General features: G+C 51.0%; 9 protein-coding genes. 5 read left to right on the top strand and 4 right to left on the bottom strand.

Translation table 11 applies throughout. The features are described 5' to 3' along the window. From ggt to SYNPCCP_RS08825, 3 genes are read right to left on the bottom strand one after another with little or no spacing between them, the layout of a single operon-like run. Window positions 1-1,557 carry a gamma-glutamyltransferase gene (gene ggt, locus SYNPCCP_RS08835; protein ID WP_010872892.1) on the bottom strand — a complete coding sequence of 519 codons (1,557 nt, stop codon included), beginning with the start codon at window positions 1,555-1,557 and terminating at the stop codon, window positions 1-3. A gap of 25 nt (window positions 1,558-1,582) precedes the next feature. Then, window positions 1,583-2,764: an FtsW/RodA/SpoVE family cell cycle protein gene (locus tag SYNPCCP_RS08830; protein WP_010872891.1), complete on the bottom strand. Its 1,182-nt coding sequence runs from the start codon at window positions 2,762-2,764 to the stop codon at window positions 1,583-1,585. Window positions 2,765-2,768: 4 nt separating this feature from the next. Next, entirely contained in the window at window positions 2,769-3,326 is a 558-nt protein-coding gene (locus SYNPCCP_RS08825) for a DUF2808 domain-containing protein (RefSeq protein ID WP_010872890.1), read from the bottom strand. 129 nt (window positions 3,327-3,455) lie between these two features. On the opposite strand from SYNPCCP_RS08825, the gene SYNPCCP_RS08820 reads away from it, so the two are divergent. Then, entirely contained in the window at window positions 3,456-5,303 is a 1,848-nt protein-coding gene (locus tag SYNPCCP_RS08820; protein ID WP_010872889.1) for a carbamoyltransferase, read from the top strand. An 87-nt stretch (window positions 5,304-5,390) separates the two neighbouring features. On the opposite strand, the gene rpoC1 is transcribed toward SYNPCCP_RS08820, so the two are convergent. Next, window positions 5,391-7,271, bottom strand: coding sequence for a DNA-directed RNA polymerase subunit gamma (gene rpoC1, locus SYNPCCP_RS08815; protein WP_010872888.1), 1,881 nt, complete (start codon window positions 7,269-7,271; stop codon window positions 5,391-5,393). 359 nt (window positions 7,272-7,630) lie between these two features. Between rpoC1 and SYNPCCP_RS08805 the strand changes: the two genes are divergently transcribed. The 4 genes from SYNPCCP_RS08805 (at window position 7,631) to SYNPCCP_RS08790 (ending at window position 14,424) form a co-directional block, all read left to right on the top strand. Next, window positions 7,631-10,666, top strand: coding sequence for a peptidase domain-containing ABC transporter (locus SYNPCCP_RS08805; RefSeq protein ID WP_010872887.1), 3,036 nt, complete (start codon window positions 7,631-7,633; stop codon window positions 10,664-10,666). Between the two features lie 156 nt (window positions 10,667-10,822). Further along, window positions 10,823-12,574, top strand: a complete 1,752-nt coding sequence (locus SYNPCCP_RS08800; RefSeq protein WP_010872886.1) for an HlyD family efflux transporter periplasmic adaptor subunit — start codon at window positions 10,823-10,825, stop codon at window positions 12,572-12,574. Between the two features lie 96 nt (window positions 12,575-12,670). After that, window positions 12,671-13,072 carry a ubiquinol-cytochrome c reductase iron-sulfur subunit gene (locus SYNPCCP_RS08795; protein ID WP_010872885.1) on the top strand — a complete coding sequence of 134 codons (402 nt, stop codon included), beginning with the start codon at window positions 12,671-12,673 and terminating at the stop codon, window positions 13,070-13,072. Between the two features lie 59 nt (window positions 13,073-13,131). Beyond that, window positions 13,132-14,424: a D-alanyl-D-alanine carboxypeptidase/D-alanyl-D-alanine-endopeptidase gene (locus tag SYNPCCP_RS08790; RefSeq protein ID WP_010872884.1), complete on the top strand. Its 1,293-nt coding sequence runs from the start codon at window positions 13,132-13,134 to the stop codon at window positions 14,422-14,424. Window positions 14,425-14,445: the final 21 nt, after the last annotated feature.

Below are 14,445 nucleotides of genomic sequence, written 5' to 3'. Positions count from 1 at the left end.
TTATTCCAGACTGTAGGCCACGGCCCCCGATCGCCGGGGATCTCCAACCCCTTCCATGGTCCCCGCAGTGGTGGTGGCAACCCCATGAACTCCCCCAAAAAACATATTTTGTTCCGTCCAAAGGGTACCCTGGGTGCCGTCGTCAAATCGCAACTGGGCCAGAATATCAGCTACAGAGGTTGGCTCCAAATCTAATTTATGGGCCTCCCAATGAATACGTTCCCGCCCCACCGCTTCGGCTAAGGGTAATTGGTAATCTAGGTGATGACAGACCACCTGCAAAATGGCACTACGAATGCGATTTGATCCCCCTGACCCCAAAACTAGCCGGGGTTGTTCCTGGTCTAAAAGTATAGTGGGGGCCATCATCGATGATAGGCGTTGCCCCGGTGGCCATTGGTAAAAGCCCTGGGGATTGAGGTCTTCTTCCCCCAACATGTTGTTCAGCATAATGCCCGTGCCGGGAATAAAATGCCCAGACCCCTCCCCATTGGAACTGGTTAAGCTGGCGGCATTGCCCTCTCCGTCTAAAACACTGATGTGGGTGGTGCTACCCAATTTATTGATAAATTTTGATTGTCCTAGTTCCGAGGCCAGGCGATCGCCGCCGAGAAATTTTGCTTCAATGTCCCCACAGTGGAGATTGCCATCTAAATATTGCCGACGGGCTTGGTTACTCAGGGCCATCACTTGGCTAAAAAGCTGAATTTGTGCCGCACTGCCCAGGGGATATTGGCTCAAATCGTATTTTTCTAGCAACTGCAAAGCAAAAGCAATGAGAATGCCTCCGGCACTGGGGGGAGGATTGGTTAACAGTTGCCGTTGGCGATATTGGGCCCGCAGGGGTAGACGAATTTCCACCTGATAGTCGGCCCAGTCCTTGGCGGTCAGAGCACTGGCTTCCCCCAAAGATTCCAGCACCCACTCGGTTAACTCTCCCCGGTAAAACCAATCCGGGCCATGGCGAGCCAATTGTTCCAGCACGTCCGCAAACTGGGGCAGATAGGCCTTTTCCCCTTGGCGGAGAATTTTTCCTTGGGGAGCGTAAAACTTTCTGCCTTCCTCTTGTTGGGTCAGAATTGGCTCCAGCAGACCATTGGTAAAGTCATTGAAACGGTTGAGGGTAAATCCCTGGCGGGCATATGCCACCGCTGGTTCAATCAATACTTTGAAAGGTAGCTGCCCCAGTTTCCTATGGGCCGCAAATAATCCCGCCACCATCCCCGGCACGGCGATCGCCCCTTTACCAATGTGAAAAGTTTGCCAAGCTCCACCAAAATTGAGGGCAACGGGGTAGAAGTCCACTGCTTTTTCCCCTGGGTTAACTTGGGGTGTTTGGCAGAAAAAATCGAACAGGTAACTCTTCTTCGCCGCCGTCTGGGCCAGCAGAAAACCCCCTCCCCCCAGGGAAGTTAAACTCGATTCCACTACGCAGGCCGCCAACACCGAGGCGATCGCCGCATCGAAGGCATTGCCCCCTTCTTCGAGCATACATTTGCCCGCTTCTGCCGTTTGGGCATGGCCCGCCGCCACAACCCCAGTGGTTTTACCCGCCATAGAAAGTTTCGATAACAATTGAAAATTAAACCGCCGGAGCAGTTTTTGTTCCTAGGGGAATCACTTCTGCTTCATTGCTTTCCCTGGCCACCCGCACCAAAAGCCCTGCTAAGACTAGACTTGATAAACAGGAACTACCACCATAGCTGAAAAATGGCAGAGGTAAACCGGTGGTGGGCAGAGCGCCACTGGCCACACCAATGTTGAGCAGAGATTGACCCACTAGAAATATCACTACTCCCAAACCAATTAATCGTTTGACCCGATGGCGACAACGCATGGCCACCCGCAGCCCCATGGTGGTAAATAGGCCGAGGAACGCTAAAAAGGTAATGCAGCCCACTAGCCCAAATTCTTCCGCAAAGACAGCAAAAATAAAATCCGTGGTTTGGATGGGCAAATAGAATAATTTTTGCTGGGACATGCCAAATCCCCTCCCGAGAACTCCCCCAGAGGCGATCGCGTATAAACTTTGCACCAACTGGTAACCATCGCCCCTCGGGTCGGCAAAGGGGTCGAGGAAAGAGGTGACCCGAGCCCGTTGATAGTCCCGGATGGAAATACTTGTCACTGCAGTGGTTATCCCCAGCAGAGCAGTGGAAATGAGATAAATCCAGGGAAGACCGGACGCTAGGGCAATTAACCATAACCCCATGCCGCACAGGGCAGTGGTGCTCAAGTTGGGCTGGAGCAAAATACTACCTAGGGTTAGGGCAAAAATGCCCAACCAAATGAGGCGCGATCGCCAAGGGAAACGATGCCAATTGCCGAACAAATTAGCCGCCTGCAGCACTAAACAGGGCTTCATAAATTCTGACGGCTGGATCAAGATTGGTCCCAAACTAATCCAACGACGGGCCCCATTTACTTCCACTCCCAAACCGCTTTTGGTCAAAAAAATCAGCAGTAAAACCACAATCAAAAACCAGGGCACTAGCTTGAGGCAGACCTGGAGGGGCAAACGCACCAGAAAATTAAAAATATTTAGCCCCAGCCAAAGATAGGCAATTTGTTTGAGGATAATGCTCAGGCCTGTGCCGCTGGTATCCAGACTTTCCGCATAGGAAGCGGAAAATAGCACCACCACGCCCATTGCCATCCAGGCGAAGAACAAAGTCCGCATCAAACGGGCTTCCCCCGACCACCGCAGTACCTCAGGGTCATAAAAGGGGAAAATGATTCGGAGCAAATTGGCGGCGGTGATCATGGAGCTAGCGATTTTCGTAAAATTGTAACCGTCCCACGCCCAAATCTAGACCAACAGAGGCTGGCCCGGAGGGAAAGGCTTGTACTCGAAACTGATAGACCCCTGCCACTTCTGGGTTTTGCTCCGCTAGCAGAGCAATAGTGACGGTGTTACCAGGAGCAATGGGGGGATTGAACTGCACCACAATGGTTTGGGAATCGCCGCTGGTGGAAACCGCAGAACTGGCCAAGTCGTTACCCCGTTGGGAAGGCAGGCCCAAAAATACTTCTGTTTGACTTAAATCCAGACTAATAGGAGAGGGATTGGGTTGTTGGTGCAGCACTACCTTGCCTAGGGGCTCAATTTCTCCCGCAGGCAGACTAACACTAAAAAAATATCTGCTGTTGGGGATATTAATGCCGTTAAAGTCCGCATCCACATCGGCCAAACTGGGGGGAGTGCCGGTAAAAAAGGTGGCATTGGCGGGAAAAGGGTCTGTTTGGGCTTGGACGGCGATCGCCTGGGGAAAAACTAAACTAACCCCCACCAGGGTGCCCAATAGCAAGTTAAAATTCTTCGACATAGCTGATAAATCCCGGCTTCTATGAAAGATAAACGGATTGGCGATCGGTCTAGTTCCCAACCCAAGTTATTATACGGGGCGACCCATTGACAGCGACACCAACATTCCCTTTGGTCAGGATAGTTTAACGTGACTCATATTCTTGGCATTTCTGCTTACTACCACGACAGTGCGGCGGCCCTGGTCAAAGATGGCGTTATTGTGGCGGCAGTGCAGGAAGAAAGATTTACCCGCAAAAAACACGACGCTTCTTTTCCCACCCAAGGCATTAATTATTGTCTTGGGGAAGCAGGTATTAGTTTAAAAGAAGTGGATTATATTGTTTTCTACGAAAAGCCCTTAGTGACCTTTGAACGGTTACTGGAAACCTATCTGGCTTTTGCCCCCAGGGGATTGCGGTCTTTCATTGCCGCCATGTCCGCTTGGTTGCAGGAAAAACTTTACCTCAAAACTGTCTTAAAAAAAGCCCTAGCAGAATTGGGCGACTGTAAGACCAAAGATTTGCCTCCTTTGTTATTTAACGAACATCACCAATCCCACGCCGCTTCAGCTTTTTTCCCCAGTCCTTTTGATGAGGCGGCAGTGCTCTGTATGGATGGGGTGGGGGAATGGGCCACCACTTCCCTTTGGTCTGGCCAAGGTAATCAGTTAACGCCCCATTGGGAAATTCATTTTCCCCATTCCTTGGGTCTGCTCTACTCCGCTTTTACCTACTACACGGGTTTTAAGGTTAATTCTGGCGAATATAAACTGATGGGTTTGGCCCCCTACGGAGAACCGAAATATGTGGATTTAATTTTAGATAATCTGTTGGATTTGAAGGCTGACGGCACGTTTCGCCTCAACATGGCTTACTTTAACTATGCCACTGGTCTCACCATGACCAATAAAAAGTTTGCCGATCTGTTTGGTGCGCCCCGGCGATCGCCGGAAAGTCCGTTAACCCAAAGGGAAATGGACATTGCCGCTTCCATTCAAGTGGTAACGGAAAAAGTCGTGCTCCGCTTGGGCAATACGGTGTACGAAGAATTGGGGCTGGAAAATCTTTGTTTGGCCGGGGGGGTAGCCCTCAACTGTGTGGCCAATGGTCGCTTACTACGGGAAGGCAAATTTAAAAATATTTGGATTCAACCGGCCGCTGGAGATGCGGGAGGGGCGATCGGAGCGGCCCTATCAGTATGGCACCAGTATTTACAGAATGAAAGAATGGTGCGAAAACCCGATGCCATGGCCGGTTCCTACCTAGGCCCTAGGTTTACCAACGAAGAAATTGAAACTTATCTGAAAGGTCCCGCTGTACAAGCAGTTTACGACTATTACTCCGATGAAGATTTATTTGGCAAAGTGGCCCATATCCTCGCCGGAGGCAATGTGGTGGGTTGGTTCCAAGGAAGGATGGAATTTGGACCCCGGGCCCTGGGTGGACGTTCCATCATAGGAGATCCCCGCAACACCACCATGCAATCGGTGATGAATTTGAAAATCAAATACCGGGAGTCCTTTCGCCCCTTTGCCCCGTCCGTGTTGGCCGAAAAAGTGGGTGATTATTTTGAGCTAGACCAACCCAGCCCCTATATGCTTATTGTGGCCGATGTAAGGGAAGAATTGCGTTTGCCATTGACTCCTGAACAAGAGCAACTATTTGGCATTGAAAAATTAAACATTCCCCGGTCCCAACTACCTGCCATCACCCATGTGGACAATTCTGCTCGAATTCAAACCGTTCATCCGGAAACCAATCCCCGCTACTATCAACTACTGCGTCAATTTGAAGCCCTGACAGACTGTGGAGTACTGGTTAATACTTCCTTCAACGTGCGCGGGGAACCCATTGTCTGCACCCCAGAAGATGCCTACCGTTGCTTTATGCGGACGGAAATGGATTACTTGGTGTTGGAAAATTTTGTTTTAGCTAAAACCGCCCAACCCCAAAGGGAGCAGGATCAAAAATGGCAGGAAGAATTTGAGCTAGATTAAACATTCTCATCCTGTTTATTCCAAAAAAACAGCCGCAACTGCAAAAAGTTAAACGGCTGGATAAACTACTAACGGCTTTAGCTAGGCTTAGAACACCAACGCTTCGGCGATCGTTTTGTTGTAAATGATCCGCCCCGGAGTCGTCTGAATGTACTGAGTAATAATCTCCCCATCAACTCCTTCACGGATTTTCCGTTCCCGGTAATATTTCATCACCGTGCCATCCCCCAAATCCTCGGTTTTGATGACCTCTGTGTCTGGTTTTTCCGTCACCACATCTTCATCCAGATGGCGAATCCAAATTTGGGAGTGGAGATCCACTTGGCCGTGGTCATAGGCCCGCAAGGCATCTTCGATCCCGGCAAAGTAACGTCCTGCTCCCTTTTGGGCATTGGGATTTTCTGCGGTGAGGTAATAACAGCCCAATACCATGTCCTGGGAGGGAGCCACAATGGGTTTACCTGTAGCGGGGGAAAGAACGTTATGGCAAGCCAGCATCAACAGCCGGGCTTCACATTGGGCCTCTAGGGAAAGGGGGACGTGTACAGCCATTTGGTCCCCGTCGAAGTCAGCGTTAAAAGCAGGACACACCAGGGGATGGAGTTGGATGGCTCGCCCTTCCACCAAAATTGGCTCAAAGGCTTGGATACCCAAACGGTGCAGAGTGGGTGCCCGGTTGAGCATAACGGGGTGTCCAGTGATCACTTCCTCCAATACGCTCCAAATTTGCGGATCGCCCTTGAGAATCAATTTCTTGGCCGCTTTGATGTTGTTAACAATGCCTAGTTTGATCAGACGGTGAATCACAAAGGGCTGGAATAGCTCGATCGCCATTTCCCGGGGCAGACCGCATTGGTAAATTTTGAGGTTGGGGCCCACCACAATAACGGAACGACCGGAGTAGTCCACCCGTTTACCCAAGAGGTTTTGACGGAAACGACCCTGCTTACCTTCAATGATGTCGGAAAGGGATTTCAACGCCCGGTTATTGGCACCCACGACGGTGCGACCCCGGCGACCATTATCGATCAGGGCATCCACTGCTTCCTGGAGCATCCGCTTTTCGTTGCGGACAATGATTTCCGGGGCGAGGATTTCCTGCAGACGGGCCAGACGGTTATTACGGTTGATTACCCGACGATAGAGATCATTCAGGTCAGAGGTGGCAAAGCGCCCCCCATCCAACTGCACCATGGGACGTAAATCTGGCGGAATAACAGGGATCACATCCAAGGTCATCCATTCCGCTTGGGAGTGGGTAGCGATGAAATTATCAATTACCCGCAGACGTTTAATCAGCTTGGCCCGCTTTTGTCCTTTACTAGCCAGAATTTCTTCCCGGAGCTTTTCCGCCACTTCTTCCAGTTGCAATTCTGCTAAGAGCCTTTGCACCGCTTCCGCACCAATGCCCACTTCGATACCTTCTAGCTCAGAATCTTCAGCATAAATTTGGTCTTCAATTTCTACCCACTGGTCTTCAGTCAGGAGTTGCTTATATTGCAGATTGCTGGCATTGCCGGGGTTGAGCACCACGTAGGCGTTGAAGTAAACGATCTGCTCCACATCCCGCAGGGCCATGTCCAAAAGAATGCTGAGATAGCTAGGGATGCCTTTGAGATACCAAACGTGGGTGACGGGGGCGGCTAATTTGATGTAGCCCATGCGGTGACGACGAACCCTAGATTCCGTTACTTCCACGCCACAGCGCTCACAAACAATGCCCCGGTGCCGTACCCGTTTATATTTGCCACACCAGCATTCCCAATCCTTGGAAGGACCAAAGATTTTTTCACAGAACAGACCGTCCATTTCCGGCTTTAACGTCCGGTAGTTAATGGTTTCGGGTTTGGTCACTTCCCCCACTACGGTGCCGTTCGGTAGGGTGCGTTCTCCCCACTGGCGGATCCTTTCGGGGGAGGCGATCGCAATTTTGACGTAATCAAACCGAGGTTCTGATTGGGCTTTCATGCTGGGCAAGGAACAAAAAATTTCAGACCCTTCATTGTACGATATTTATCGGCCCCTGGATGGGAAACCGGGTCAATCAATGGGTCTAATTTCTTATACTTGGAATAGTTTTTCGGTGGGACAACAGGTGTTTTGCCAAACTTGTTTGGAGGAGAATCTGGAACTAGGTCTGGTGAAAAAAGTCCGATCTGTTGTAATGTCTGGGGGGAAGTGGAGACCCTTAGGGGTACTGCCTGGCTTTTCGGTAGTCTAAAACCTTGGTTGAAAGGTGAAGATGTTTCAACATATCCAAAGCCGTCGCTAGTTGTCGCGCAGCTATTTGCCAAATCAATTTTCCCGTCTTTAAATTATCTGTTGCTATGAGTCTGACCATTGCCGATTATCAATCCTTCTTGCGGGAAATTGAACCCTTTGCTCAACTTCCTGCCCCGGCGATCGCCGAGATAGCGGCAAAACTGAGGCCGCTAAGGTTTCGCATGGGACAGATAATTCTTGCCCGGGGAAAGTTGGCCAATAATGTTTATTTCTTAGTCAGTGGGCAAGCAAGACTACTCGGTTACGACCCCGGCACTGGTTACCCCGCCACCATGGCTTTGCTCCAGAATGGGGCAGTGATTGGGGATAACAACGCCATCAGAAATGTCCCCTGTGAAACGGCGATCGCCTCTACGGAAACTATTTGCGCCAGCCTCACTAGGGACGAGTTTTTAGCTTTGGTAGATAAGTATCCTGAACTAGCCAGGGTTTATCGCCACCAATGCGGTCGGGTGGAACTATTCGATTTATTAGGGGAACAGCTACAACGCACCGCCCAAGGCAATGTGGATTTGCGCCAGCTAACCCTGGAAATGTTGCCCCAGAGTCAGGTTTACGAGTTGCAACCCGGTAGCCACAGTTTGCCCAGTGATTTGCCCGATCCCGAAAGACTTTGGTTGGTGAGTAGTGGTGAATTGGAGCAATGTCCCCGGGGTAGCGCTTTGCCTGATCCAGACTCTGCCTTGGTGCTCAAGGCCCAAACCCTTGTCCGTTTGATTGGGCTACCTCCTTTACCCCGGTTTTTCCCGGGAAGTTCTGGATCGAAAACCAATGGCAATGGTAACGGCCATGGAGAAGTGCCCCTGGCCACGGTGACCCGCCTCGCTCCAGAAGATTCCCCCTGGGATGATATTCCCTATGCTGACCCCAACCAATTGGGAGAGCCGCTACCAGAGCCCACCGTGGTCAAATCTGGGCGCAAAAGTTATCCCGTTGTGCGGGGGCAAAATCCCACCGATGCCGGGGTAGCCTGCTTCCAGATGATTAGTCAATATTTCGGTATGCCTTTCCGTCGGGACATCATCCAAAGGATTGTCACCGAAGAAATTAAGCGCAGTGAAGCCCTTTCTTTGCCCATTTGCGGTGCCATTGTGGAGTTGATGGGTTTGACCAGTCAGTTGGTCCGCATCCCCAAGGGAGTTTTTGGGCAAATGCAGGTCCCTTTTCTCATCCGCTGGCAAGATAGCCTTGCCCTGGTCTACGAAGCTGGCGATCGGGAAGTAAAAATTGCCGTACCGGAATTGGGTCTAGTCAAACGCGACACCAGTGAGTTTCTTGAAACCTGGGGAGAAGAGGGGCAAGGGGAAGTGCTGATGATGTACCCTTCCAAAGATACGCCCCAGCAACGGTTCGGCTTGAGTTGGTTTTGGCCAGCGTTGGTGAAGTACCGCTACATTCTCCTGCTGGTCTTTGTGGCATCCTTCTTTGTCCAACTATTTGGTCTGGCCAATCCCTTGATGATCCAAATCATCATCGACAAGGTGATTGTGCAAAACAGCAAAGATACCCTGCAGGTGCTGGGTATTGCGTTGGTGTCGATCGCCATTTTTGAGGCCCTCTTAAGCACCCTACGAACCTACTTATTTGTAGATACCACCAATCGCATCGACATGAGTTTGGGGTCGGAGATCATCGACCACCTACTGCGGTTACCCCTGCGCTATTTTGAGAACCGCCCAGTGGGGGAAATTTCCACCAGGGTTAACGAACTGGAAAATATTCGGCAATTTTTAACAGGTACGGCCCTGACGGTGGTGTTGGACTCCGTTTTTTCTGTGGTCTACATCGTCGTGATGATTATCTACAGCCCTCTGCTGACGGCGGTGGCCCTGGGAATTGTGCCCATTTTTGTTATTTTGACTCTGGTATTTTCCCCCCTTATTCGTAGGCAGTTACGGCTCAAAGCGGAAAGAAACGCCCAAACCCAGTCCTATCTAGTGGAGGTAATGTCAGGGATTCAGACCGTTAAAGCCCAAAACATCGAGTTGCGCTCCCGCTGGCAATGGCAGGACAAATATTCCCGTTATGTGGGGGCCGGTTTCAACACTGTCATTACCTCTACCCTAGCTAGCTCCTCCAGTCATTTTCTCAACCAGTTATCCGGTTTACTCGTACTTTGGGTGGGGGCATCCCTGGTGTTGGATGGGGATTTAACCCTGGGTCAGTTAATCGCTTTTCGGATCATTGCCGGCTACGTTACCTCCCCTATTCTGCGTTTGACCCAACTCTGGCAGAACTTCCAGGAAACCGCCCTGTCCCTGGAACGGTTGGCGGACATTGTTGATACGCCCCAGGAATCGGAGCGCGATCGCCAAAACATTCCCATGCCCGAAATTGCCGGCGAAGTGAAGTTTGAAAACGTCAGTTTCCGGTTTAAAAAACAGGGGCCATTACAGTTGAACAACATTAACCTGTCCTTCCCCCCGGGCACCTTTGTGGCTTTGGTTGGGCAGAGTGGTGCTGGTAAAAGTACCCTGACCAAACTGCTTTCCCGACTGTATGAACCCGAAGGGGGGCGGATTTTGGTCGATGGCCTTGATATTGGCAAAGTGGAACTCTATTCCCTCCGTCGTCAGGTGGGGGTAGTCCCCCAGGAAACCCTCCTGTTTGAAGGCACAGTGCAAGAAAATATTGCCCTGACTAACCCAGACGCGACCACGGAACAAATTATCTCGGCGGCTAAAGTTGCCTCTGCCCACGAATTCATTATGACCTTGCCCAACGGTTACAACACCAGGGTAGGGGAACGGGGAGCTACTCTCTCCGGGGGACAACGGCAACGAATTGCGATTGCCAGATCGGTGTTACAGCGGCCACGCATTTTGGTGTTGGACGAGGCCACCAGCGCCCTGGATTACATAACCGAACAACAAGTATGTATCAACCTTGGGGATGCCTTCAAGGATCACACCGTCTTCTTCATCACCCACCGCCTTAGCTCTGTCCGGAGCGCCGACGTAATCGTTATGATGGACCAAGGTTCCGTTGTTGAGCAGGGTAGCCATGACGAATTAATGGCCCTCAAGGGACGTTACTATTACCTTTACCAACAACAGGGCGCCGGCGGTGACGATGTTTAGTGCCCTCACCTAAAACTGTGTGAATTTTTATCAACTAGCCAGACAGTGTGCCCCCATGGGTTTTAAAACTTTGTCTATACCATTACCATTAGCCTAAATAATTTCCTCGCCCAATCAACTCTTTGTCCATCATCTTTGGCGATCGCCCCCAGAATTATGAATAGCCCCACCCAGGAACATGCTCCCCAAAGGAACGGCCACAGCTCCAAAACCATGGATGCGGGCACCTTGGCCGACGTAAAAGAACAGGAAAAGGCTGCCAAAACTCCCGTTGCTCTCTCATCCAACTCATCCCTATTCCAACCGGAACAAGCCATTGTCATGCGTCAGTCCCCCATGTGGGCCCGGGGTATTGCCATTGCGATTATGGGGGTGACTGTGGTGGCTGTGACCTGGGCTTCCATCGCTACCATTGAACAGGTGGTCCCCGCCACCGGACAACTGAAACCCCTCGATACAGTTAAGGACATCAATGCTCCCCTCAATGGGGTGGTTAAGGAAGTTTTAGTCGAAAACAACCGCAAGGTCAAAAAAGGTGAAGTGCTGGTAATCATGGATTCCAGCAGTACCCGGGCAGAATTGACCGCCGCCCAAAATATTCGCTCTAAGGTTCTCCAGGAAAATGCTTTCTATCGCACCCTACTGCAAAACGGTTTGGAGGGCAGTACCCTACAGAGGGCGATCAGCCAGCTCAACTTACCCTGGGAAGTAGTGGCTTTGGCCAATAACCGGGCTGAATTGATTAATGAAAATAAACTTTATCGTCAGCAATTGGGGTTAAGAAACGCCAGTGGTGAAGGCCAACTCAGTGCCGAACAACTTTCCCGACTGGAAATGGCCCGCTTTGAATTAGGCAGTCGTGTGACCGCTGCTGAATTGGAGATTCGCCAAATTGAAAAACAATTACAGCAGGCCAGCCTACAATTGAGGGCGGAAAGGAGTCAGCTCCAGGAAGACCAGAAAATCTTGGCTGGGCTATTGGGGCGCAACGAAGCGGCCCTCGTGGAGGCAGAGAAAAGCTTAGCGATTGAAGCAGGCATCGTTAATAGTATGACCCCCTTGCTAGAGGAGGGAGCCCTGGCACGGTTACAGGTAGAAAAACAGCAACAATCCCTCAATGACAGGACTCAGCAGTTAATCGAGCAAAAAGTTAACACGGTGGTGGAAGTAGACCGCCAAAAACAACAAATTGAGTCCCGCCAAGCAGAAATCCAGCGCTTAGAAACGGAGCAATCACGCCTTCAGTCTTTAATTTCCCAAGCCCAAGCCCGCCTGGCCAACACCAGCGCCGTAACTGATAAGGACATCTATGATCGCCTTGCAGACAACAATAAGCGGCTGGCAGAAATTGATAGTCAGATCACCAAAATCATCGTTGATAACGACAAACGGCTGACCGAATTAAACGGACAGATTGAACGGGCAAAGGTAAACCTTGGTTATCAAGAAATCACTTCCCCGGTGGATGGGGTTGTATTTGACCTCAAGGCCACCCCTGGTTACGTTACCCCCCCCAACCAAACTGAACCTCTGCTCAAAATTATTCCCGCCGATAGCTTAGTAGCCGAGGTGGATGTGACAAATAAAGATATCGGTTTCGTGCGCACTGGTATGCCCGTTGACGTACGGATTGATTCCTTCCCCTACAGTGAGTTTGGTGGAGTCGATGGGGAAGTGGAATACGTCGGCTCCGATGCCCTGCCCCCCGATCAAACCTATCAATTTTATCGATTCCCCGTCAGGATCAAGCTAGATAGCCAGGAATTAGTTAGTCATGGGCGGGAGATTCCCCTCCAATCGGGCATGTCCGTCACAGCTAACATCCGTGTCCGTGAAAAACGCACGGTGATGAGCATCTTCACAGAGCTGTTTACCAAGAAAATTGAGAGCTTAGAAACTGTTCGTTAGTGTTCTTGCTTTTATTGCCTCAAAATCAGACTGCTTCCAACTGCCACCGCATCGAAACTTTGGCTAAACTGGGGGCAGTTCTTTTTATCTACCACCATGGTCAAACGACGCAAGCTAATTTCTTACACTGCTTTCAGTACGGCGATCGCTGTCATCACTGGTTGTTTTGGTGGTAATAGTAGTAACGGCCAAGGACAAACGGTAAATGTTGGTACCATGGCGGACCTCAAGGCCAAGGGAGAGTTGAAGGGGAACACTCCCAAGGGGCCGGTGACGGTAGTACCCAATGGTAATAGTGGCCAGATTAGTGCGGTTAATCCCACTTGTACCCACAACGGCTGTCAGGTGAATTGGAAAAAAGCCAATGGTAAATTTGTCTGTCCCTGCCACGGAGCGGAATTTGCGGCCACCGGCAAGGTGCTGAAGGGGCCCGCCATCAGGGATTTACCTACCTATGCTACCCAGGTGAGCGGCAACAACATTCTGGTCAAAGCCTAGGGGCCACCCAAGGTTTTTCAAAGCCGCTTGGATAATTGGTGGGAGGAAAAAGCTAAGTTATGGTGAGAATCTTTGGGGCGACGGTGTTGGCCCTGCTCAGTTGGGGGGGCGCGGGGGAACCCTTAGTTGGCCAGGAAGTGGCCTGGCAGGAAGCGAAGGTTTTTGCTGTACCCACCCAAGCGGATCCGGCCATCGACAAAATTGTAGATAATTACCTCGATCGCCTGGAATCCTTGGGCTACGATCGCCAGCGCCAGGGCATTTGGTTACAGTCAGAATGGGCCTATTTGGGCTACAACCAGGGAGAAAGTGCTTTTCCAGCGGCTTCTTTGACCAAAATTGCCACCAGTGTGGCGGCGTTGGATAAATGGGCACCCAACCATCGTTTTATCACCCGTTTTTACACCGATGGCCCCATCCATAACGGGGTTTTAGAGGGGAATTTATTCGTCGCTGGGGACCATGATCCCCTCTTTGTCTGGGAAGAGGCGATCGCCGTGGGCAATGCCCTGAACCAAGCAGGCATTCGGGAAGTAACCGGAGATTTGGTGGCGGTGGGCAATTTTGCTATGAACTTTGAGGCCAACCCTGCCATTGCCGGAGCTTTATTTCAACAAGCCGTGGATGAAAGCCAATGGTCGGCCACAGTGAGCCAAGCCTTCGGGGATTTACCTCCCAATACTCCCCGGCCCCAAGTAAAAATTGCTGGCGCTGTCCAGACCCAGGCTGTTTTACCCGCCAACTTAGAACCGTTACTAGAGCATCAATCCCTTCCCCTAGCGGCCTTGCTCAAACAGATGAACATCTACAGCAATAACGATATGGCCGAGATGTTGGCCCAGGCCATAGGCGGAGCGGCGATCGTGGCCCAAACCACCTCGCGCTTGGGGGCAATTCCAGCGGCGGAAATTCAACTAAAAAATGGCTCCGGCCTAGGGGTGGACAATCGGCTTTCCCCCAGGGCCGTGACCAAAATGTATCAAGTTTTAGCGGCGCAACTGGAACCCCATGGCCTAGGCATTGACGATATTTTTCCCGTCATGGGGCGCGATCGCCGGGGAACATTGGAATGGCGCAGTATGCCCCAGGGATTAACGATAAAAACTGGCACATTAAATACGGTCAGTGCCCTAGCGGGTACTATTCCTACCCAGGAGCGGGGCACTGTTTGGTTTGCCATCATCAATAATGGCCCCAATTTTGATCGTCTGCGAGTCGAGCAGGACCGACTGTTACAACAAATCGCCGAACATTGGCAGGTGTTACCGGAAAATTTAAATGCTGGCCCCATGGATAAGGTTTTATTAGGCGATCCGGCCCGTAACCTAACTCCCCCACCGTCTGAATCTTGATTATTAAGAATTTTCAGACCC

This window comes from Synechocystis sp. PCC 6803 substr. PCC-P (genome assembly GCF_000284455.1).
In the GTDB taxonomy this organism is placed as follows: domain Bacteria; phylum Cyanobacteriota; class Cyanobacteriia; order Cyanobacteriales; family Microcystaceae; genus Synechocystis.
The sequence above is the reverse complement of the archived record's forward strand: the minus strand, read 5'-3'. Positions and strand labels throughout refer to the sequence as shown.

Bases quoted from the DNA above. Each gene is read 5' to 3' on its own strand.
- ggt (WP_010872892.1), bottom strand. From the start codon at position 1,557: ATGGCGGGTAAAACCACTGGGGTTGTGGCGGCGGGCCATGCCCAAACG.
- SYNPCCP_RS08830 (WP_010872891.1), bottom strand. From the start codon at position 2,764: ATGATCACCGCCGCCAATTTGCTCCGAATCATTTTCCCCTTTTATGAC.
- SYNPCCP_RS08825 (WP_010872890.1), bottom strand. From the start codon at position 3,326: ATGTCGAAGAATTTTAACTTGCTATTGGGCACCCTGGTGGGGGTTAGT.
- rpoC1 (WP_010872888.1), bottom strand. From the start codon at position 7,271: ATGAAAGCCCAATCAGAACCTCGGTTTGATTACGTCAAAATTGCGATC.
- SYNPCCP_RS08805 (WP_010872887.1), top strand. From the start codon at position 7,631: ATGAGTCTGACCATTGCCGATTATCAATCCTTCTTGCGGGAAATTGAA.
- SYNPCCP_RS08800 (WP_010872886.1), top strand. From the start codon at position 10,823: ATGAATAGCCCCACCCAGGAACATGCTCCCCAAAGGAACGGCCACAGC.
- SYNPCCP_RS08795 (WP_010872885.1), top strand. From the start codon at position 12,671: ATGGTCAAACGACGCAAGCTAATTTCTTACACTGCTTTCAGTACGGCG.
- SYNPCCP_RS08790 (WP_010872884.1), top strand. From the start codon at position 13,132: ATGGTGAGAATCTTTGGGGCGACGGTGTTGGCCCTGCTCAGTTGGGGG.